Here is a 21,315-nt window from a genome sequence, read left to right on the forward strand (position 1 = left end):
GGCCGCAGCGCTATCTACGTCGCAGGCTCAAAGCCTAAGGGTGGATACGGCTTCCTGGCCTTCCCCCGATGATCAGTCGGGAACTATCACCCCAACATAGCGTGGTAGTCGAGATACAAGGGTGGATGACGCTCTTTTCATCCACCTCTGCCACCGCCCGGTGGATCGGTGAAGCGTGATCCACCCTGCGAAACTGCTCTTGCCCTGGTATGGATGAAACGCTTCGCGGTGCTTATCCAAGCTCCCGCGTACGTCGAGTAATCAGGCAACGCTTAACCAAGCGTCCATAACGTAGGGTGGATGACGCTCTTTTCATCCACCTCCGCCACCGCCTGGTGGATCGGTGATGCGTGACCCACCCTACGAAGCTGACGGTGCCGGGACGGCCACATCAGATGCCGAGCCCCGCTTGCCCGCCTTACGCATCCGACCAGCACGCAGCACACCTCAGAGCGAGGCTTTCACTGCGGCCAATCCGTCTTCACCCTCTCGGGTCGTGACGCCTTGCAGCCAGCCTTCGAGCACCTCGGGATGAGCCTTGACCCAGGCCTTCACCGCCGCTTCGTTGCTGGCGTTTCTGGCCAGCACCTCATCCATGATGGCGTTCTCCATCTCTTGGGTGAATTTGAGGTTGCTCAGCAGTTTGCCGACGTTCGGGCACTGTGCGGCATAGCCCTTGCGCACCAGCGTATTGACCGTGCCGCTCTCACCGAAATAAGCCTCGCCACCCTTGAGGTACTTGATGTCGTACTGAACGTTCATCGGGTGCGGCGTCCAGCCGAGAAAGACCACGCCCTTGTCGCGCTTCACCGCGCGGCCGACCTGCACCAGCATCGCCTGCTCGCTGGATTCAACCAGCCGCCAGTCACCCAGCCCGAACTCGTCTTGCTCGATCATCTTCTGGATCGACAGATTCGCCGGCGCACCGGCAGCGATCCCGTAGATCGTCTTGTCGAACAGCTCGGCGTGCGTGTCCAGGTCCTCGAAACGTTTTACTCCCTCGTTCCACACCGAAGTCGGTACCGCCAGGGTGTATTCGGTACCGGTCAGGTTGACGCTGTGCTCGTCGATCTCACCGCTGGCCACGAACTTGTCGTAGTTGTCCTGCTGCGCCGGCATCCAGTTGCCCAGGAAGACATCGAGCTGATCCTTGGTCAGCCCGGCGAAGATGATCGGCACGCCGAGGGTCATGACCTTCGGCTTGTAACCGAGGCCCTCGAGCAGCAGGCTGGCGATGCCATTGGTGACGGCAATATCACTCCAGCCCGGATCGCCCAGACGCACCGTGGCGCATTGTTTGTCTTCCTGCGCTTGAAGCCCCGTGGCGGCCAACATCACGCTGCCGGCAATGACTGCACTTATCGTTTTTCTCATGTCCTTCTGCCTTCTCTCTGATCGAAAGGGTTCCGTATCGCGCGGCCTGAGGGCAGCGGCGCTGTATATCAGGGTCTAGGGTAGCGAGCCTGACGCTCGAGATCGTCCAGGTCGATGTGGTTACGCATGTATTGCTGGCTGGCATCGACCCAGGGCTGGTGATCCCAGCTGGTCAGTTTGCCCAGGCTCAGCGCTTCGCTGACCAGACGCCGCCGGCGCTGGCTGGCGAGCACCTGGTCATGGATGGCCGGGATATCCCAGCGCTGCCGCGCCTCGGCCAGAAAGGCGTCGGCGAGCGCCTGGTGATCGGCGGAGTTCATCAGGTTCTCGCGCTCCTGTGGGTCGTTGAACAGATCGAACAACAGGCAGGGATCCTGCTCCGAATAGATGAATTTGTAGGCGCCGCGCCGGATCATCATCAGCGGGCTGAGAGTGCCTTCGGCCATGTATTCGCCGAACACCTCGTCATGGCCCTCGTGGCCGGTCAGGTGCGGCAGCAGCGAGCGACCATCGAGCGGCAGGTTGGCCTCCAGCGTGCCGCCCGCCAGCTCAACCAGGGTCGGCAACAGGTCGGCGGTCGACACCGAGGCGCCGATCCGTGCCGGATCGATTCCCGGGGCACGGATGATCAGCGGCACGCGAGCGGCCATCTCGAACCAGTGCATCTTGTACCAGAGGCCCCGCTCGCCCAACTGGTCACCATGGTCACCGGAGAACACCACGATGGTGTCCTCGGCCAGGCCGCACGCCTCGAGCGTTTTCAGCAGCTTGCCAACGTTGTCGTCGATGTAGCTGCAGGCGCCGAAGTAAGCGCGGCGGGCGTCCTTGATCTTCTGTTCGGGCAGCGATTTGCCCCATAGATCGATGACCTTGAGCAGGCGCTGCGAGTGCGGGTCCTGCTCGTCCTGTGCGATGTTCTGGCGCGGCAGCGGGATGTCCTCTTCCCGGTAGCGGTTCCAGTACTCCTCGGGAATTGTGTAGGGATCGTGAGGGTGCGTCATCGAGACCGTCAGGCAGAACGGCTGGTGGCTATCGGAGCGAACGAAGTCGTAGAGGTACTGCTGCGCCTTGAACACCACCTCTTCGTCGAAATCCATCTGGTTGGTACGCACGCTGGGGCCGGCCTGCAGCACCGACGACATGTTGTGGTACCAGCTCAGGCGTACCTCTGGCTCGTCCCAGTTCACCGCCCAACCATAGTCGGCCGGATAGATGTCGCTGGTCAGCCGTTCCTCGTAGCCGTGCAGCTGGTCAGGACCGCAGAAGTGCATCTTGCCGGATAGCGCCGTGTGATAACCGAGCCGCCGCAGGTAGTGCGCGTAGGTCGGCACGTCGGCAGGAAAATCGGCGGCATTGTCGTAAGCGCCGATATTGCTGGGCAGTTGGCCACTGACCAGGGTGAAGCGCGAGGGCGCGCAGAGCGGGCTGTTGCAATAGGCCGAATCGAACACCACGCCGCTGGCGGCCAGTTGCGAGAGATGCGGCAGTTTGATCGGCGACGCCGGGTCATGCATCGGCAGGATGGGAGCGGCCATCTGGTCGGCCATGATGAATAGGATGTTGGGGCGCTTCATAGTGCGAACGGTCCATGCCTTGTTTTTATGCGAGATTGCGTCATACAGAGTCTGGACCCTTAAACTCTGCGGTAAACCCGGCCACGCGCTATGACTAGGATAAGCAAAGCTTATGCGTAACCGTCTCGACCACATCGCCCTGGACACGCTGCGGGTATTCGAATCCGCTGCACGTCAACAGAGCTTTACCGCCGCCGCGTTGGAGCTGGGCAGCACACAGCCGGCGATCAGTCAGCAGATCAAGCGTCTGGAACAGCAGCTGGCGGTTCGCCTGTTCGACCGCGTCTATCGCGGCATCGTCCTTACCGAGGCCGGCGAGCTGCTGCTGAGCTATGTACAGCAGGGTCTGGGCACGCTGGACGCTGGCCTTGCCGCGGTCACCGCGCAGCAGCAGCATGAGGTGCTCCAGGTCGCGACCGACTTCGCCTTCGCCGCGTATTGGCTGATGCCGCGCTTGGAGCGTTTTCACCAGTTGCATCCGGAGGTGGACGTCAGCCTGGTGACCAGCGAGCGTGGGCTGGGCGTGCTGCCTTCGGAAACCGACGTAGCCATCGTCTTCGGCGACGGCCGCTCCAGGCATGGCGAGGCGCATCTGCTGTTTCACGAGGAGGTCTATCCCGTCTGCAGCCCGCTGCTGCTGAAAAATGAGACCACGCCTCTGGCGCCGACGGCGCTTTCGCGGCTGCCGCTGCTGCACCTGCGACCGGAAAGCCGCTCACGCTGGCTCGACTGGAGCAACCTTTTTCGCGCGCTCGGGATCACCGGGAACCCAGGTTCGGGCATGTTGCGCTTCGACAATTACACCCTGTTGATTCAGGCGGCGATCGCTGGCCAGGGCGTCGCCATCGGCTGGCGTCATCTGGTCGATGAACTCCTGGCGCAGGGTCTGCTTTGCCGCGTCTGCAGCGAAAGCGTGCGAACCGAGTTCGGCTATTACGTCGTGCTGCCCGAGCGCAAACGGCGCCAGCGCCTGATCAGCAGCTTCGTGACCTGGCTACAGGCCGAACTGATCGAAGACGGACCCGAGCGTTGATCCCGCCGGCCTGTCACCAGTAATTCTCCACCGCCACCTGACCCGGCCGCCGGGTCAGACTCAGGTTGAGGTCGCGTGTTTTGAGCAGGGTGCGGGTGTCCTCAATCATCTGCGGGTTACCACAGAGCATGATCCGCGAGTGCTCCGGCTCCAGCTTCAGATCGGCGGCCCGTTCCAGCTCGCCGCTCTCGATCAGCGTGGTGACGCGACCGTGCTGCGCGCCAGGCACCTGCTCGCGGGTCACCACAGGTAGGTAGGTCAGCTTCGAGCCGAGCCCTTCCAGGTAATCGCGCTGAGGCAGGTCGCGTATCAGCTGTTGATACGCCAGTTCCGATGCCGTGCGCGCGCTGTAGACCAGAATGATCCGCTCGAACCGCTGCCAGACTTCGAAGTCCTGCAGGATCGAAAGAAACGGCGCGATGCCGGTACCGGTGCCGAGTAGCCACAGGTCGCGGCCGTCGATGAAGCGGTCGAGGGTCAAAAAGCCGAACGCCTGCTTGTCCACCAGCAACTCGTCGCCGGGTTCGAGGCGGCTCAGCTCGCTGGTGAATTCGCCGCCCGGCACCACGATGGAGAAGAAATCGAGAAACTCATCGTGCGGCGCGGAGACCATCGAGTAGGCGCGCCAGACAATGCTGCCGCTCGGCTTACGGACGCCCAGGCGCGCGAATTGCCCGGCGTTGAAGCGAAAGCCGGGATCGCGGGTGGTACGTAAGGTGAACAGATTGGGCGTCAGCGTCTGCACCTCGAGCAGACGCTGGCGGGTGAACTTCTCTTCGCTGGCGGTCATACTTCACTCCTTCCGAACTTGGGCGAACCACGTGCCCAGGCCGTGGAAAAACGTAGACGAGGCAGGCAAGACAAGGCAGAAACAGCCGAAGAAGCGGAGTTTAGTTTTTCTAAATGAGCATTCTGAGGCTGGTTCTAACGCAGTATTGCCAACGCAGTTAGTTTTTCCGCGGCCTGGGACCTTGATACTCCATTCCGACGCCTATAAACACCGCCAGTTCTTATGCCTATTCTCGAAACGCCATACGCCCGCCTCGACCTGGTCCGCCAGCCCGAACAGCCCAACGAACCCTTGCAGGCGTTCGATGCGGCTGACGAATACCTGTTGGCGCAGCTGCACGAGCAAGGCTTGGCTGCGACAACGCGGGTGCTGATCCTCAACGACAGCTTCGGCGCCCTGGCCTGTGCGCTGGCGCAGCATGTACAGGTCACCAGCAGCGGCGATTCGCACCTGGCACACCTGGCGCTGGAAAAGAACCTGCAGCGCAACGCGCTGGCCGACGACGCCGTGACGTTCGTTCCAGCCAGTGAAGTGGCGCAGGGTCCGTTCGACCGCGTATTGATCCGCGTGCCGAAGACCCTTGCCTTGCTGGAGGAACAGCTGATCCGGCTGCACGGCCAGCTGGCGCCAGGTGCTCAGGTGATCGCCGCCGCAATGATCAAGCATCTGCCGCGCGCAGCCGGCGACCTGCTGGAGAAATACATCGGCCCGGTGCAGGCCTCGCTGGCGGTCAAGAAAGCGCGTCTGCTGATTGCAACGCCCGAAGACAAGCCCGTACCGCACTCGCCCTACCCGACCCGTTACCGCCTCGATCAGCCAGCCCTCGAGCTGCTCAACCACGCCAACCTGTTCTGCCGCGAAGACCTCGATATCGGCACTCGGGCTTTTCTTCCGCATCTGCCCAAGGCGCTCGGCAACCTGCGCGTGGCGGACCTCGGCTGTGGCAACGGTGTGCTCGGCATCGTCTACGCGCTGGGCAATCCGCAAGCACAGATGACGCTGGTGGACGAGAGCTACATGGCGGTGCAGTCGGCGCGGGAAAACTGGCAGGCCATCCACGGCGACCGCCCCGCCGACATCCGTGCCGGCGATGGGTTGGCCGAGCAGCCGATGGATTCGCTGGATCTGGTGCTGTGCAATCCCCCTTTCCATCAGCAGCAGGTGGTCGGCGACTTTCTCGCCTGGCGCATGTTCACCCAGGCCAAAACGGCACTGTGCAAAGGCGGCGAGCTATGGATCGTCGGCAACCGCCACCTCGGTTATCACCTCAAGCTCAAGCGGCTGTTTGGCAAGGTCGAGCAGGTCGCGGCGACGCCGAAATTCGTGATCCTGCGGGCGATCAAGCCATGACAGACGCACCGGTTCGGATGAGTGTGCAGCAGTTTGCCGCTCAAACCGGCCTTTCCGCCCACACCCTGCGTTACTACGAAAAGATCGGCCTGCTGCGGCATATCGCTCGGGACGCCAGCGGCTGCCGGGTGTACGGCCCGCGCGATCTGGAATGGGTCGGTTTCATATTGCGTCTGAAAGAAACGAACATGGCGCTGGACGACATCATCCGCTACGCCGGTCTGCGCGAGCTTGGCGATTCCACGCTTGAGGCGCGTCAGGCATTGCTCGAAGCCCACGCCGCGAAGCTGCAGGAACGTCTCCAGCGCGACCGTGAGCACCTTGATGCGCTGCAGAAAAAGATCGAGTTGTATCGCCAGCAAACAACCGCTTGACTTAGAGTCGACTCCAACCTGCAGGCTTTCCTCTCACCCAACCGAGAGGACTGATTCATGCCTGCATCGATCCGCTATACCGAAGGCCTGGCCAAGCTCGAGCAGGTCGACGGCGAAGCCGGCCGCAAGGTCATTGACAGCCTGCAAGCCATCGCCCCTGATCTGGCCCGTTACGTCATTGAATTCCCCTTCGGCGATATCTACCAGCGCCCCGGCCTCGACCTGCCCCAGCGTGAGCTCGCCACGGTCGCAGCACTGACCGCGCTCGGCCATTGCCAACCGCAGCTGGCCGTACACATCCACGGCGCGCTGAATGTCGGCTGCACCCCGGAGCAGGTCGTCGAGGTGATCATTCAAATGGCCGTCTATGCCGGATTCCCTGCCGCGCTTAATGGCATGGCGACCGCCAAGGCGGTGTTTGCAGAGCGCGGGTTGTTGCCTGAATGAAGCCCGACGCCTGAATTGCATGCGCATTGGTGAACCCAGTCCGCCACGGACACCAAAACTCGTCTACGGTGGGCTAAAGCCCACCGTACGGCGGAAATTCGACGACTATTCTTCTAAGTAGGGTGGGCTTCAGCTCACCAGAGCAACCTGTCTCGACTGCTGACGGGCCAAAGCAAAACCCCGTTCGTCCTCACTGCGCGGCTTTCAACAGGCAGATTCCCTCAAAGCGCCACCGCGACTGAATGCTAATCTGCGCCACTGCCCACCTTGCGCCTCGACCTGATGTCCATACACGCCAAACTCCTGCTGCGCCACCAACGCCCCTTCATCAAGTTCTGGTTTGCTCGCGTGTTCACCGCCAGCGGCTTCCAGATGCTGGCCGTGGCCATTGGCTGGCACATGTACGAGCTGACCGGGAGCGTGCTGGATCTCGGGTTGGTTGGGCTGGCCGAGTTCTTTCCCCGCCTGCTGTTCATCCTCTGGACCGGTCACGTCGCCGACCGCTTCGACCGCCGCCGTGTCGCGGCACTGTGTCAGGCCCTGCAGGGCCTGATTGCGTTGGCCTTGGTGCTCGGTGCCGGTGGGCTCGGAGTCACCCGCGAGATGATCTTCGTGCTGGCCTTTCTGCTGGGCAGCGCGCGCGCTTTTGAAGGACCCGCCACCCAGGCGCTGTTACCCAGCCTGGTGCCCACCCAACTGTTTCCCGCTGCCGTGGCCGCCTCATCCTCGGCCATGCAAACGGCGACCATCGTCGCGCCGGCACTGGGCGGCCTGCTCTTCGCCATCGGTCCGCTGTGGGTCTATGGCCCGGTCGCGCTGCTGTTCGCCCTCGCCTGCAGCCTGATGCTGAGCCTGCCGAAACGCCCGGCCCCACCGAAGCAAACCGGCCCGGCCATGGACAACCTGCTCGCGGGGATGCGTTTCATCCGTAGCCGACCGGACATCTTCGGCGCCATCTCGCTGGACATGTTCGCCGTGCTGCTGGGTGGCGCCACTGCGCTGTTGCCGGTGTTCGCCAAGGACATCCTGCTCACCGGCCCCTGGGGACTCGGGCTGCTGCGCTCGGCACCCGCGGTGGGCGCGCTGTTGATGTCCTTGTGGCTGGCGCGCTACCCGATCAACAAGCGCGTCGGTCGAGTGATGTTCGCCGCTGTCGGAGTGTTCGGCCTGGCCACCATCGCCTTCGGCCTGTCGACCTCGTTCTGGCTCTCGATGGGCGTGCTCGCCGTTCTCGGCGCGGCGGACATGATCAGCATGGTGATCCGCGGGGCGTTCGTGCAGCTGGAAACGCCGGACGCGATGCGCGGCCGGGTGAGTGCAGTCAATGGGCTATTCATTGGCGCGTCCAACCAGCTCGGTGAATTCGAGTCCGGCCTGACGGCGCACTGGTTCGGCACGGTGCCGGCAGTAGTGCTCGGTGGCGTTGGCACACTGCTTATCACCGGCACCTGGATGAAGCTGTTCCCGACGCTGGCCAACCGCGACCAGCTACATCGGGATCTGGATTAGCGGTTTCGGTGGAAGACGCTTCGCGGTCTTCCACCCTACAGCCGTTGCCTGCCAACCGTAGGGTGGAAAACGGCGCAGCCTTTTCCACGTGGCTGGCCGGTTACAACACTTTGTCCATAGTGATCGGCAGATCGCGGACCCGCTTACCGGTGGCGTGGAAGATGGCGTTGCCCACCGCCGCCGCCACACCGACGATGCCGATTTCGCCGACGCCCTTGGAGCCCAGCGCGTTGACGATTTCGTCCTTCTCCTCGACGAAAAACACGTCGATATCGTTGATATCGGCATTGATCGGGACATGGTACTCGGACAGGTTGTGGTTCATGTAACGACCGAGGTTGTGGTCGATCATGGTTTCCTCATGCAGCGCCTGGCCGATACCCCACACCACACCGCCGGTGATCTGGTTGCCCGCTGTCTTCGGATTGACCACGCGCCCGGCCGCTACCGCACTGACCACGCGACTCACTTTCACCGTGCCCAATGATTCATCCACACGCACCTCAACAAAGATCGCCGAATGCGTAGAGATCGAGTATTCACTGCGTTTTTCGCCCGGCTTGGCGCTGACTTCCGCCTCGATCACGCCGTTGGCAGCGATGATCTCCGCCAACTCGACCCAATGTTCTGGCGAGGCCCTCAAGCGCATCTGACCGTCGACGAACTCGACATCCTCAAGCTTGGCCCCGGTAAAAGGCGATACCGGCGCCTGCTGCGCTGCGTCGAGCAATTTCGCCTGCAGCCCTTCACACGCCTGCTGCACGGCTGTGCCAACGGACGACACCGTGAAGGAGCCGCCTTCCAGCGGCGCCTGCGACAGGTTCGAATCACCCAGGCGAAACTCGACCTGCTCCATCGGCAGGCCCATCGCCGCGGCGGCAATCTGCGTCATCACGGTGTAGGTGCCAGTACCGATGTCGGAGGTGGCGCTGCTGACCACCAGCCGACCGTCGGGCTCCATGCACGCCTTAGCGGCGGCTGGCATCTGCATGGCCTCCCACACCCCGGTAGCCATGCCCCAGCCGATCAGCTGGTTGCCATCGCGCATGGAGCGCGGCGCCATCGAGCGGCGTGACCAGCCGAAGCGCTCGGCGCCCTGCTCGTAGCACTGGCGCAGCTCCTTGCTGGAATACGGCTTGTCCTCGTTGGCATTGCGCTCGGAGTAGTTGGTCAGGCGCAACTGCAGCGGGTCGATGTTCGCTGCGTAGGCCAGTTCATCCATGGCGCTTTCCAGGGCGTAGACGCCAATGGTCGCGCCCGGCGCACGCATATCCAGCGGCGTGTAGACGTCCAGTGGCACCAGTTGATAGTCGAGCCTGGCGTTCGGGCACTTGTAGAGCATCCCGGACCACTCGACCTCATGCTCGGTGAAATCCTCGAAGCTGGACGTCTGACCTATCGCCTGGTGGGTGATGGCCTGCAGTTCTCCGCTGGCGTTTGCGCCAATCGACAGCCGCTGCACGGTGCGCGGACGATAGCCAAAGGTGAACATCTGCTGGCGTTTGAGCGTGACACGCACCGAACGCTTGAGCTTGAGCGCCGCCATAACCGCCAGCGTCAGCTGGTACTGAGGACGCAAGCCGGAACCGAAGGCGCCGCCAACGAACGGCGAGAGGATGCGGATCTTGCCCTCCATGTCGAACACGCCTTCCAGATAGCGCATGCAGTTCTGCACGCCCTGGGTCTTGTCGTAGATCTCCAGGTTGCCTTCGGGAAAGTAGTGAACCGTGGAGGCATGCGGCTCCATCGGATTGTGGTGCTCGACCGGCGTCGTGTACTGCACATCCACCTTGAACTGCGCGCTGGCCAGGGCGCTGTCCACATCACCGCGCGGCTCCGGCAGGTCAGCCGGTGCCTTGTGCATGGTTTCCAGTTCGCTGAGCAGGTCGGTGTGATGGGGCCCGCGCTCGTACTCGACGCGCACCAGGCTGCCGGCGTAACGGGCCAGCTCGAGATTTTCCGCCACGACCAGCGCAATCGGCTGGCCGCTGTAGAGAATACGGTCGTTGAACAGCGGTCGGAACGGCGAGCCATCGGCAGCATCGTCGTCCTCGTAAGGGTCGTCGTAGCTCGCAATGGGCGGACGGTTCTGGTGGGTCAACACCAGCGCCACGCCTGGCACCGCTTCGGCCGCGCTGGCGTCGATGCTGACGACCCGACCACGCGCGATACTGCTGTTGACCACGCTGCCATAGAGCAGGCCGGGCACATCGAACTCACCGGCGTAATGCGCCTGGCCCGTGACTTTCAGCGGGCCATCGACGCGGTTGAGCGGCTGCCCGAACGGGGAATTGGCTGGTTTCATTGGGCGGCTCCTTTGGCGGCGTCGGTCAGGGCGCGGACGATGGCGCGGTGGCCCAGTTCGATCTTGAAGGCGTTGTGTTCGAAACCGCTGGCACCCTCGAGCAGAATGTCGGCAGCGGCGCTGAACGCGGCCGCGTCAGCCGTCTTGCCAACCAGCGCCGCCTCCGCTTCCGCCTTGCGCCAAGGCTTGTGCGCCACGCCGCCCATGGCGATGCGGGCACTGCGAATGCTGTCGCCGTCCATCTCCAGTGCAGCAGCGACCGAAACCAGGGCAAACGCATAGGAGGCACGATCACGCAGCTTGAGGTAGCTGCTGTGCGCGGAGAAGTCCTGTGGCGGCAACTCGACCGCGGTGATCAGCTCGCCATCGACCAGGGTGTTGTCCTGCTCGGGTGTATGGCCTGGCAAGCGGTGGAAGTCGGCCATGGGAATGCGCCGTTCGCCGCGCTGCCCTTGCACATGCACCACTGCCTCCAGTGCCGCCATCGCCACGCACATGTCGGAGGGATGCACGGCGATGCAGGCGTCGCTGTGGCCGAGAATCGCGTGGATGCGATTGAGCCCGTCGCGCGCCGAGCAGCCGGTACCGGGCTCGCGCTTGTTGCACGGTGTGGTGGCATCGTAGAAGTAGTAGCACCGGGTGCGCTGCAGCAGGTTGCCGCCGGTGGTGGCCATGTTGCGCAACTGCGGCGAGGCGCCCGCCAGGATCGCCTGTGACAGCAGCGGATAGCGGGCTTCCACCAGCGGATGCCAGGCCAGATCCGCATTGCTGACCAGCGCACCGATGCGCAGACCGCCCTCGGGCGTCTCTTCAATATCCGCCAGGGGTAGCTGGGTGATATCGATCAGCTGCGACGGACGGGTGACGTTTTCCTTCATCAGATCGAGCAGGTTGGTGCCGCCGGCGATGTAACGGCTGTCCGGCCGGAACTGCCCGATGGCTTCTTCGACGCTGCTTGGGCGTGCATAGCTGAAGGGATTCATGGCGTCACCTCCTTCGCACCGGCAAGCCGCTCGCGTGTCTCTTCGGTCGCATCCTCGATGGCTGCGACGATGTTCGGATAGGCGCCACAGCGGCAGACGTTGCCGCTCATCTGCTCACGCAGGTCATCGCGCGATTGCACCCGTCCTTCGGCCACCATGCCCACCGCCGAGCAGATCTGCCCGGGCGTGCAATAGCCGCACTGAAAGGCGTCGTGTTTGACGAAGGCGGCTTGCATCGGGTGCAGCGCCTCGCCCTCAGCCAGCCCTTCGATGGTGGTCAGCTGGGCGCCGTCATGCATCACGGCCAGGGTCAGGCAGCTGTTGATGCGCTTGCCGTTGAGCAGCACGGTGCAGGCGCCGCACTGGCCGTGGTCACAGCCCTTCTTCGTGCCGGTCAGGTGCAGTTGTTCGCGCAGCAGATCAAGCAGTGTGGTCCAGGGATAGACCTCGACTTCGCGGCGCTGGCCGTTCAGTTGGAGGGTAATGGAACAGGCGGAAATCCCACCTGCAGCGGTAGATGTTTCGCTCATGGCAGCCTCACGGTTTGGGAGTCTTCGGCTGCCTGTTCTATGCAGGATCGCCGAAAACTTCAGGCATTAGGTGCGCTGTCCGTGCGCTTAGGGGTACGACTGCCACGTCGGAAAAAACGTTCAGCTGATGGGCCGGAAGGAACCGGAAGGGGCCGACAGGTTTGTGCTGGGCCCTCCAACCGCAGCCCGCGAGGCACCGACCGCTGATCGGCACCACGCCGGCCTCAGGCGTCTCGGCGATCCTCCGGTCGGTCGATGTCCTGCAGCACACCAACATCATCAACCTCGACTTCGGTGACTGGGCCCGCGCTGAACAAGGCTTGCGCGCCGCGATCGCCGTCGAGTGCCATTACCTGAGAGCGGTAGCAGCTACCGATGCCTCGCGGATGACCAAGCTGCCCGACATGGCGCGGCACCACCAGCCGCTCCTGGCGGATTTCAGCGGCAATGCCACGGATGGTTTCGCGGCGGATATAAGGCATGTCGCCAAGCGCAACCAGCCAGCCCTGCTCGGCCGGATACTGCGCAATGGCCTGCGCCAGGCTGTGGCCCAGGCCGTTGCTGCGCACCGTAAAGACCTCGGCACCGAACGATCCGGCCCGCTGATCAAGCCACGCGCGCAGCGCAAGATTATCCTCGCGGGTGACCACCACCAGTCGCTCCGTGACCCCTGCCAGCGACTCGAGCGTCGAGGCCAGCACGCCGGGTGCAGCAGGCGTATCACGACTGGGCACGAGCAACTTGTCTTGATCGACAAGCTCGCGGTAACGGCTGCCCTGCCCGGCTGCCAACACCAGCGTGCACAGCCCCATGATCGGCTCAGGCATAGACAGGCTCCTTTGCGGTGGTTCCGCTCCAGCCGCGGCCTCGACTACCTGGCTGCCTGAACTCTTGGCTGCATCTTTTGAACATCTCACCCTCGAAAACCGCAGCGTAGACACAGGCGCGTGATGCACCCGTTGGCTCTTTGGACAGGCGCCAGCCTTAGAGGTGGCAGAGCCCAACGAAGCAGAACTGACGGGTCACTCTAATCACATTCAACCGGCTGGAACGACGGTGTAAGATGCGCCGCTTTTGCGAGCATCGCCCGGATAAGCTTTGCTGTAACGAGCAAGTCGTCCAGAGAGACAACCCCAACGCATCATCGACCGGCAAGAAGAGGAATCAAAATGCTGGAGAAGCTGTTCCAACTCAAGGCGCACAACACCACGCTGCGCACAGAGATCCTCGCCGGTCTCACCACCTTCCTGACGATGGCCTACATCCTCTTCGTCAACCCGAGCATCCTCGCCGAAACCGGCATGGATCACGGCGCGGTATTCGTCGCCACCTGCCTGGCCGCGGCCATCGGCTCGGCGATCATGGGCCTGGTCGCCAACTACCCGATCGCCCTGGCGCCGGGCATGGGCCTGAATGCCTTCTTTACCTACACCGTGGTACTGACCATGGGCTACACCTGGCAGACCGCGCTGGGTGCGGTGTTCCTGTCCGGTGCGATCTTCTTTCTGCTGTCGATCTTCAAGATCCGCGAGTGGATCATCCACAGCATTCCGCTGGCGCTGCGTTCGGGCATCGCGGCGGGTATCGGCCTGTTCCTGGCGATCATCGCGCTGAAGAACGCTGGCATCGTCGTCGACAATCCGGCCACGCTGGTCGGCCTGGGTGACCTGACTGCCGGCGGCCCGCTGCTGGCCTGCCTGGGCTTCTTCCTGATTGCCGCCCTGGCCTACCGCAAGGTCACCGGCGCGGTGATGATCGGCATCCTGGTGGTCACCGTGCTGTCGATCGTCCTCGGCCTCTCCGAGCTCAACGGCGTCGTGTCGATGCCGCCTTCGCTGGTGCCGACCTTCATGCAACTGGACATCATGGGCGCGCTGGACATTGGCCTGATCAGCGTGATCTTTGCCTTCCTCTTCGTCGATCTGTTCGACACCTCCGGCACGCTCATTGGCGTGGCGCAGAAGGCCAATCTGCTGGACAAGGACGGTCGCATGCCTCGCCTGGGCCGCGCCCTCCTGGCTGACAGCACCGCGACCATGGCCGGCGCAGCCCTGGGCACATCAACCACCACCAGCTACATCGAATCCGCCGCCGGCATCAGCGCCGGTGGCCGCACCGGCCTGACCGCGTGCGTGGTCGCCCTGCTGTTCCTGCTCAGCCTGTTCTTCGCCCCGCTGGCCGGCGCCGTTCCGGCTTACGCCACCGCACCGGCACTGTTGTTTGTTGCTGTGTTGATGATGAGCAGCCTGGTCAACATCGACTGGGAAGACCTCACCGTCGCCGCACCGGTGGCCATTGCCGCCCTGGCCATGCCGCTGACCTTCTCCATCGCCAACGGCATCGCCTTCGGCTTTATCGCCTGGACCGCGATCAAGCTGCTGGCCGGCCGCTGGCGCGACCTGAGCCCGGCGATGTGGATCCTGTCGATCCTGTTCGTGATCAAGCTGGGCTGGTTCGCCGGCTGACAGCCGCGTCCTGCCGTTGCAGCGGAACCCCGTCCGGCCGGTGCCTGCGTTCGGGACGACTTAGGGTGGGCCGGGCGGCGCTCCGCTTCGGCCCACCAAAGCAGCCCCGAGCAGGACCCGAGCGGTCCTGACAACCCGAGCTGACGACCGTACAATCCGCGCCCTCCGGTTGCGTGGGTGGATGACGCTTTTTTCATCCACCTTTCATGCGGCGACGGTGGATGGATAAAGCGCCAGCTGCGCGCCCCGGTCCACCCTACGATTTACTTACCACTCCAAGGGTCCTCATGAGCGCTCCGCAGTTCGATCCCGCCACTTACGACGCCCAACTCGCCGAGAAAGCCGCGCGGCTGGTGGAACTGCTGGCGCCCTTCGACGCACCCGCGCCGGACGTCTTCGACTCACCGCGCGAGCACTATCGCCTGCGCACCGAGTTCCGCCTGTGGCGCGAAGACGGCCAGCGTCACTACGCGATGTTCGAGCAGGGCGACAAGCACACGCCAATCCTGATCGATAGCTTCCCTATCGCCAGTCGCCGCATCAATGAGCTGATGCCGCAGCTCAAGGCCGCCTGGCAAGCCAGTGAAACGCTGAGCTTCAAGCTGTTCCAGGTCGAGTTTCTGACCACCCTGTCCGGCGACGCGCTGATCACCCTCGCCTATCACCGCCCGCTGGACGACGCCTGGCAGACCGAAGCTGAACAGCTCGCTGAGAAGCTTGGCGTGAGTATCGTCGGCCGCTCCAAGGGCAAGCGCATCGTCATTGGCCGCGACTATGTCACCGAGCAATTGACCGTGGCCGGACGCACCTTCAGCTATCGACAACCCGAAGGCGCCTTTACCCAGCCCAACGGCGATGTATGCCAGAAGATGCTGAACTGGGCGTTTGAGGCGCTAGGCGAACGCAGCGACGACTTGCTCGAGCTGTATTGCGGCAACGGCAATTTCACCCTGCCGCTGGCGACCCGGGTGCCCAAGGTGCTCGCCACCGAAATCAGCAAGTCTTCGGTGAACGCCGCGTTGGCCAACCTCGATGACAATGGCATCGACAACGTCAGCCTGGTTCGCCTGTCGGCCGAGGAACTGACCCAGGCGCTGAACGAAGTACGCCCGTTCCGCCGCCTAGCCGGCATCGACCTGAAGAGTTACGCCTTCGGCAGCGTGTTCGTCGATCCGCCCCGCGCCGGTATGGACCCGGACACCTGCGAACTCACGCGCCGCTTCGAGCGCATCCTCTACATCTCCTGCAACCCGGAAACCCTCGCGGCGAACATCGCCCAGCTGCACGACACCCACCGCATCGAGCGCTGCGCCCTGTTCGACCAGTTCCCCTACACCCACCACATGGAATCGGGTGTGTTGTTGGTTCGCAAATGACCACCGGGTAAACGCCGGCAACTCGTCGGCGTTCTACTTCTGTCACCATCCGGCCGTTACGGAGATGCATAGGTGCTGATGCTCGAGCCGATCGGCAGCCCCGGCCCGACGCGCGAAAAAGGCCTGCGCATCGTCTATGACATCGAGACCCGGCTCGTGGACAGCCTGGCAGCCACACGAGCTGCCGATGACGGAGCGTTGACCCCGCCTCGCCACACCGCGCCGCAGGGTGGCGAGCGACCAGCGATTTCCGCGCCGCCAGGCCGCGGCATGGTCTTGGCCTTTGCGGCCGGCCAAGTGGACAAGGCTGAGGCGTAACCCGCCTTAGGACTCGCAGATCCGCTCGTCAGTACTCAACCTGCAGTTCGGCGCTCCTCGGTTCGGCCTGGCAAGCCAGCGCCCAACCCTGATGTACTTCCTGCTCGCTCAACACCTGATTGCTGCGCATCCTTACGCTGCCTTCCACCACCCGGCATTTGCATACGGCGCAGACGCCCGAGCGGCAGGCATTCGGTGGTTGCAGGCCAGCCTGTTCCATCGCCTCCAGCAGCACCTCACCGCGCCGTACATCCAGCTCATAATGACGGCCGTCGAGCGCCACCTTCAGGCGACTCCGCCGTGCGCCCGGCGCGGCGGCCGACACAGCAGTACCAAAACGCTCCAGATGGATGCGAGCGGCCTCCACGCCCAGTTCACTCAGCGCGGCGCTGGCGGCGTTCATGAACGGTTGCGGCCCGCAGACAAAGGCGTCGGCGGCAGCCCAACCGGCAATCATCGCGGCAATGGCCGGGCCGCTAGGCACGCCCTGTTCTGCATCCAGCCAGATGCAAAGCTGTAGGCGCTCGGGATATCGCGCGGACCATTCAGCCAGCTCCTCGGCAAAGATCAGCGAAGCGGCATCGCGGCTGGCGCAGAACAGGCACACCCGCCCGCTACCCTCGACCAGCGCCGCCTGCAGGATCGCCATCAGCGGCGTGATACCGCTGCCTGCACCGAGCAGCAGCAGATCGTCATCCAGGTTGCGCGGCACAAACAGGCCGGCCGGCGGCAGCGCCTCGATACAGTCGCCCGCCTGCAGGGTATCCAGCAGCCAGTTCGATGCGCGCCCGCCAGGCACGCGCTTGACGGTGATGCGCAGCGCGCCATCACCCTGCGGCCGCTGCGACAGCGAATAGCAGCGCAGCAGCGGCATCTCGCCACAGGGCACCTTCAGCGTGAGGAACTGCCCCGGCTGCGCGGTAAAGCCTACGCGCTGGGCGACCGGCACCTGCAGTATGAACGAGCAGCTGTCGGCAGTTTCGGCCTGGCATGAGGCGATGCGCAGGCGGGTGAACTCCCCTGATACGGGGGCGGGGGCAGACAACGTCGTGCTCGGGCTCTGCGCCGGTCCTGCCGAGGACGGGCCGCGCAGCATCGGCCACACCATCTTGCGGCGAAACAGCAGCACGTAACCGACATGCAGGCCGATCAGCCACAGTCCCAGGTTGGCGAATAATTCGTGCATTTCGTCGGGTTCATCCAGCCAGACGATGAAGTCGATGTCGCTGGCGGCGCCGAACACCTCCGCGCCGACGCCGGGCAATGCGCCAAGCACGTCGCCGTTATCGACCATCCCCAACCCAATCAGGCTGGCCAACGCAAAGCTCGCCAGCGCGCCGACCGTCAGCCACTTGCCGATTGCCGACAGGCCGGGCTTACGGCGCTGCCCCTTCGGCGGCAGCAGCTTTGGAAAACCGCGCAGGCGCAGCGGCACAATCAATAGGCGCCACATCAGCAATGCCACCAGGCCATAGCCCAGCCAGATATGCAGCAGCTCTGCGTCGTCGCCGCTCAGATAGACGCCAAGAAAGAAACCGGCCAGTAACCAGTGAAACAAGCGAAAGCGGTTGAAGGCAGCCACGGCGGCAATCCTCGGTATAGGGAATGCCTCCCTTGTATGCCCCGCAGCTGAAGCCAAGCTGAATGCCATCACCTGGCTAGATTCAGCTTGGCGTAAGGCGGGGCGCCTAGGCTGCGCTCATCCATCCTGGAGGACCGCACCATGAAAGCCCACCTCATCGCGCTCGCCTGCTGCCTGAGCCTGCCAGCGCTAGCTGGTTCCGAACATCCTCTGCTGGCCGGCTACGCCGCGCAAGCCCGTCAGCAGGATTCGAACTTCAACGGCTTTTCCACCGAGCGCGGCAAGGCGCTGTACTTCGCCGAGGAGCAGCGCAACGGCAAGACCATGAGCTGCACCACCTGCCACACTGCCGACCCGCGCCAACCCGGCAAGACGCCCGCTCACCGCAAGGTCGATCCGCTGGCGCCGGCCGCCAATCCCGAGCGCTTCACCGACCTGAAGAAAGTTGAAAAGTGGTTCCGCCGCAACTGCGACGACGTTTTCGCCCGCGAATGCACGGCGCAAGAAAAAGGCGACTTCATCAGCTGGATCGACAGCATCAAATAGGAGCGCGCCATGAAGATCGCATCCATCGTGGCCGTCGCCGGGCTGACGTCCGCCCTGGCACTGACCGGTTTCAGCCTTGCCGATGACAACGACCATGATCACCAGAGCTACAAGCGCCCCAAGCGCCTGGCGGTGCCGAGCGACGCATCACTGGTATGGAAGGAGGAATGCGCCGCCTGTCACATGCTCTACCCGCCGGGCCTGCTGCCGGCCGAGGCCTGGCGCCAGCAAATGCAGACGCTTGATGAGCATTACGGCAGCAATGCCACGCTTGACCCCGAACAGGAGCGCGAGATCCTCGACTTCCTGCTGCGTGCGTCGGAGAGCAACCGCTTGCCGGTGGAACGCTCGTCGACTGCTGGCGAGCCGCCACGCATCAGCCAGACCCGCTGGTTCGAACGCAAGCACGACGAGGTCAGCGAAGCCAAGTTCGCACGGGAGTCCGTTGGCGGTCGCGCCAACTGCGTGGCCTGCCACCGCGACGCCGAGCGCGGCGACTTCGATGACGACAAGGTGAAGATCCCGCGTTGAGCGCCACCCCCTTTTCCATAAAGCCAAGCCGTAAGTCGTTTGTCACCGGAACATCGGCTCAGCCTTCGGTCGCCTGGCGCACCAGGATCGGCGGCCTGGACGACTCTGCCGGCACCACCGCTCTGGCCAGCGGAACACCGCCGGGCACTGCCCCGCGCTCACGATCCGCGCTGCGATTGCCCAGCAGACTGGCCGTCGCAGTCTGCAGGTAGGCTTCCAGTTGGCGCTGCAACTGTGCCGTATCGCTATCCGGCGCAAGACGCTCGCCGTGCGGGTTGGCGCCCAGACGATAGCGATAGAGTCGCGCCGATTGTTCCTTCGGCTGCACCAGCACGCGGTCGCCGCGAATCATCGCCACCGTCTGGTCGCTGCCCGAGGGTTTAATGATGCCGAAGCCGGGGTCGTTCGCCGCCAGGCTGAGCAGATCGCGCCCCCAGCACTGGTGCCGGACCTCGCCACCAAGCCGGCCCATGATGGTCGGCACCACGTCGACCTGCGTCCCGACCACATCACGACGGCTGCCGAAACGCTCGGTAATGCCCGGCGCAATCAACAGCAGCGGCACGTTGAAGCGGAACAGGTCCATCTCGGTCACCTCCTCCGGCACCCCGAAGCCGTGGTCGCCGACCACCACGAACAGCGTCTGTGCGTACCAGGGCTCGCCACGCACCCTGTCGAAGAATTGCCCCAGCGCCCAGTCCGAATAGCGCATCGCGGTCAGGTGCTGATCCAGATTGCCATGCCCCTGTACCGGAGCGACCGGCAGCTGTTCCGGCAGCGCATAGGGCGTGTGGTTGGACAGTGTCTGCAGCAGCGCATAGAACGGTTTGCCGCGGTCCAGCTGACCCAGCTCCTCGGCCGCGCGGGCGAACATGTCCTGATCGGAGACGCCCCAGGTCGGATCCGCGACGACCGGATCGACGTAGTCTCCACGGCCGATGAAGCGGGTCATGCCCTGATTGCTGAAGAAGCCGGACTGGTTGTCCCAGGCGAAATCGCCGTTGTAGACATAGACGTCGTTGAACTGCCGCGCGCTGAGCAGTTGCGGCAAGCCGGAGAAACGGTTGCCGCCCTCAGGCGTCTGCATCAGGTACTCGAAGCCCGGCAGGTTGGGGAAGCAGGCCATGCTGGCGAACATGCCCTGGTGAGTGTGCGTCCCGTTGGCGAAGAAGCGGCTGAATAGCAGACCATCCTCAGCAAGCCGGTCGAAATTGGGTGTGATGCCTTCCCCGCTGCCCAGCGCGCCGACGAAGCGCCCGGCGAAGCTTTCCATCAGGATCACCACCACATTGCGCACCGGCAGCTGCCCGTCCACTGGCGGCCGGAAATCGCGGCGTACCGGCGCCAGCTCGGCATCCACCAGTTGGTCGTTGTCGGTCAGCAACAGCTCACGGGTGATCGACTGCGCCTGATCGCTCGGAAGCGTCGCCTTCCAGCTGTTGTCGCGGTGGCTGGACAAGCGGTTCCTGGCGGCATCATAGAGCGACAGTGTCGCATTCAGACCGAGGTGATTGGCGAACATCGATTCGGTAGTGAAGGCATCGCCCCAGCGCAGCGGCGGCCCCTGGCGCAACGTCCCGCGCGCGGCCACCACGCAGACCAGCACCAGCAGGGTGAAGACTGCCGTGCGGGTATACCAAGCCGCGCCGCCGCGGCTCGCGCTGGTCGAATGAAGCACCGGCGCACCTCGGGTCAGCCGCTCCAGCCACCGGAACAGGGCGAACATCGCTGCGCTCACCACGCCCCAGGCCGCCAGCAGCTGCAGCACCGGGAAGCCGTGCCAAAGCATGCTCAGCACGGTGGCCGGATCTTCCTGCAGGTACTGGAATACCAGGCTATTGAGGCGCTGATGAAACTCGCGATAGAAGTTCAGCTCGATCAACCCGAGTAGGATAGCCAGGCTGGCGCACACACTGACCCACAGCCGCAGCAGCCCGCGGGCGGCCATCACGCGCACGCTCAGCACGCCGAGCAGCAGCGGTAGCAGGATGTATACCGTCACCCGCAGGTCGAAGCGCAGGCCGTTGCCGAATGCCTCGAAAAAACTGCCCAGCGGTGTGCTGCCGATCAGCTCGCGGTTGAACAGCAGCAGCCCCAGGCGCAACAGAGCAAACAACGCCAGCAAGGCCAGCGCACTGGCAGACGTGAACCGCAGGTGCGCAGCCAAGCCATAGAAACCGGGCAGCGGGCGCTGTCGACCGGGTCGCCGCATTGAGGAAAGCATGGGG

The 21,315-nt window shown here is 63.8% G+C and carries 19 protein-coding genes; 10 read left to right on the forward strand and 9 right to left on the reverse strand.

The window, feature by feature from the left end; genetic code table 11:
* Nucleotides 1-447: 447 nt before the first annotated feature.
* Both choX and betC read right to left on the reverse strand, forming a co-directional pair.
* Entirely contained in the window at nt 448-1,335 is an 888-nt protein-coding gene (gene choX / locus CXK96_RS19375) for a choline ABC transporter substrate-binding protein (protein WP_256061682.1), read from the reverse strand.
* Between the two features lie 107 nt (nt 1,336-1,442).
* On the reverse strand, nt 1,443-2,948 hold the full coding sequence (gene betC / locus CXK96_RS19380; protein WP_102838066.1) for a choline-sulfatase: 1,506 nt from the start codon (nt 2,946-2,948) through the stop codon (nt 1,443-1,445).
* 112 nt (nt 2,949-3,060) lie between these two features.
* Here betC and CXK96_RS19385 point away from each other — a divergent pair, with 112 nt between their 5' ends.
* On the forward strand, nt 3,061-3,981 hold the full coding sequence (locus CXK96_RS19385) for a choline sulfate utilization transcriptional regulator (RefSeq protein ID WP_102838067.1): 921 nt from the start codon (nt 3,061-3,063) through the stop codon (nt 3,979-3,981).
* Between the two features lie 13 nt (nt 3,982-3,994).
* On the opposite strand, the gene CXK96_RS19390 is transcribed toward CXK96_RS19385, so the two are convergent.
* Nucleotides 3,995-4,771, reverse strand: a complete 777-nt coding sequence (locus CXK96_RS19390; RefSeq protein ID WP_102838068.1) for a ferredoxin--NADP reductase — start codon at nt 4,769-4,771, stop codon at nt 3,995-3,997.
* A 222-nt stretch (nt 4,772-4,993) separates the two neighbouring features.
* Between CXK96_RS19390 and CXK96_RS19395 the strand changes: the two genes are divergently transcribed.
* The 4 genes from CXK96_RS19395 to CXK96_RS19410 all read left to right on the forward strand — a co-directional run bounded on the left by CXK96_RS19395 (nt 4,994) and on the right by CXK96_RS19410 (nt 8,451).
* Nucleotides 4,994-6,121 carry a methyltransferase gene (locus tag CXK96_RS19395; protein ID WP_102838069.1) on the forward strand — a complete coding sequence of 376 codons (1,128 nt, stop codon included), beginning with the start codon at nt 4,994-4,996 and terminating at the stop codon, nt 6,119-6,121.
* Nucleotides 6,118-6,495, forward strand: a complete 378-nt coding sequence (locus CXK96_RS19400) for a MerR family transcriptional regulator (RefSeq protein WP_102838070.1) — start codon at nt 6,118-6,120, stop codon at nt 6,493-6,495. The genes CXK96_RS19395 and CXK96_RS19400 overlap by 4 nt, the downstream gene beginning before the upstream one ends.
* Before the next feature lie 57 nt (nt 6,496-6,552).
* A complete protein-coding gene (locus CXK96_RS19405; RefSeq protein ID WP_102838071.1) occupies nt 6,553-6,942 on the forward strand; it encodes a carboxymuconolactone decarboxylase family protein in 390 nt (129 codons plus the stop codon).
* Between the two features lie 282 nt (nt 6,943-7,224).
* Nucleotides 7,225-8,451 carry an MFS transporter gene (locus CXK96_RS19410; protein ID WP_102838140.1) on the forward strand — a complete coding sequence of 409 codons (1,227 nt, stop codon included), beginning with the start codon at nt 7,225-7,227 and terminating at the stop codon, nt 8,449-8,451.
* Between the two features lie 100 nt (nt 8,452-8,551).
* Here the strand turns inward: CXK96_RS19410 and CXK96_RS19415 are convergent, their stop codons facing one another.
* From CXK96_RS19415 to CXK96_RS19430, 4 genes are all read right to left on the reverse strand, one after another.
* Nucleotides 8,552-10,756, reverse strand: a complete 2,205-nt coding sequence (locus CXK96_RS19415) for a xanthine dehydrogenase family protein molybdopterin-binding subunit (protein ID WP_102838072.1) — start codon at nt 10,754-10,756, stop codon at nt 8,552-8,554.
* Nucleotides 10,753-11,739, reverse strand: a complete 987-nt coding sequence (locus CXK96_RS19420; protein WP_102838073.1) for an FAD binding domain-containing protein — start codon at nt 11,737-11,739, stop codon at nt 10,753-10,755. Before CXK96_RS19420 ends, CXK96_RS19415 begins: the two co-directional genes overlap by 4 nt.
* Nucleotides 11,736-12,269 carry a (2Fe-2S)-binding protein gene (locus tag CXK96_RS19425; RefSeq protein WP_102838074.1) on the reverse strand — a complete coding sequence of 178 codons (534 nt, stop codon included), beginning with the start codon at nt 12,267-12,269 and terminating at the stop codon, nt 11,736-11,738. Before CXK96_RS19425 ends, CXK96_RS19420 begins: the two co-directional genes overlap by 4 nt.
* Nucleotides 12,270-12,493: 224 nt before the next feature.
* The gene (locus CXK96_RS19430) at nt 12,494-13,096 is read right to left on the reverse strand and encodes a nucleotidyltransferase family protein (protein WP_045430408.1); all 603 of its coding nucleotides are present in this window, start codon (nt 13,094-13,096) and stop codon (nt 12,494-12,496) included.
* A gap of 342 nt (nt 13,097-13,438) precedes the next feature.
* On the opposite strand from CXK96_RS19430, the gene CXK96_RS19435 reads away from it, so the two are divergent.
* The 3 genes from CXK96_RS19435 (at nt 13,439) to CXK96_RS19445 (ending at nt 16,428) form a co-directional block, all read left to right on the forward strand.
* Nucleotides 13,439-14,734: an NCS2 family permease gene (locus tag CXK96_RS19435; RefSeq protein WP_045430412.1), complete on the forward strand. Its 1,296-nt coding sequence runs from the start codon at nt 13,439-13,441 to the stop codon at nt 14,732-14,734.
* A gap of 287 nt (nt 14,735-15,021) precedes the next feature.
* Nucleotides 15,022-16,110 (forward strand): tRNA (uridine(54)-C5)-methyltransferase TrmA, encoded by a 1,089-nt coding sequence (gene trmA / locus CXK96_RS19440; RefSeq protein WP_102838075.1) that lies wholly within the window; start codon nt 15,022-15,024, stop codon nt 16,108-16,110.
* 72 nt (nt 16,111-16,182) lie between these two features.
* Nucleotides 16,183-16,428 (forward strand): hypothetical protein, encoded by a 246-nt coding sequence (locus CXK96_RS19445; RefSeq protein WP_102838076.1) that lies wholly within the window; start codon nt 16,183-16,185, stop codon nt 16,426-16,428.
* 28 nt (nt 16,429-16,456) lie between these two features.
* On the opposite strand, the gene CXK96_RS19450 is transcribed toward CXK96_RS19445, so the two are convergent.
* Nucleotides 16,457-18,010 carry a 2Fe-2S iron-sulfur cluster-binding protein gene (locus CXK96_RS19450; protein ID WP_102838077.1) on the reverse strand — a complete coding sequence of 518 codons (1,554 nt, stop codon included), beginning with the start codon at nt 18,008-18,010 and terminating at the stop codon, nt 16,457-16,459.
* Nucleotides 18,011-18,151: 141 nt separating this feature from the next.
* Between CXK96_RS19450 and CXK96_RS19455 the strand changes: the two genes are divergently transcribed.
* Both CXK96_RS19455 and CXK96_RS19460 read left to right on the forward strand, forming a co-directional pair.
* Nucleotides 18,152-18,556, forward strand: a complete 405-nt coding sequence (locus CXK96_RS19455; RefSeq protein WP_102838078.1) for a DUF1924 domain-containing protein — start codon at nt 18,152-18,154, stop codon at nt 18,554-18,556.
* Nucleotides 18,557-18,565: 9 nt separating this feature from the next.
* Nucleotides 18,566-19,087, forward strand: a complete 522-nt coding sequence (locus CXK96_RS19460; RefSeq protein WP_102838079.1) for a diheme cytochrome c — start codon at nt 18,566-18,568, stop codon at nt 19,085-19,087.
* A gap of 58 nt (nt 19,088-19,145) precedes the next feature.
* Here CXK96_RS19460 and CXK96_RS19465 read toward each other — a convergent pair whose 3' ends face one another.
* Nucleotides 19,146-21,311, reverse strand: a complete 2,166-nt coding sequence (locus CXK96_RS19465; RefSeq protein ID WP_102838080.1) for an LTA synthase family protein — start codon at nt 21,309-21,311, stop codon at nt 19,146-19,148.
* Nucleotides 21,312-21,315: the final 4 nt, after the last annotated feature.

This window comes from Stutzerimonas stutzeri (assembly GCF_002890895.1).
GTDB classification, from domain to species: Bacteria; Pseudomonadota; Gammaproteobacteria; order Pseudomonadales; family Pseudomonadaceae; genus Stutzerimonas; species Stutzerimonas stutzeri_AB.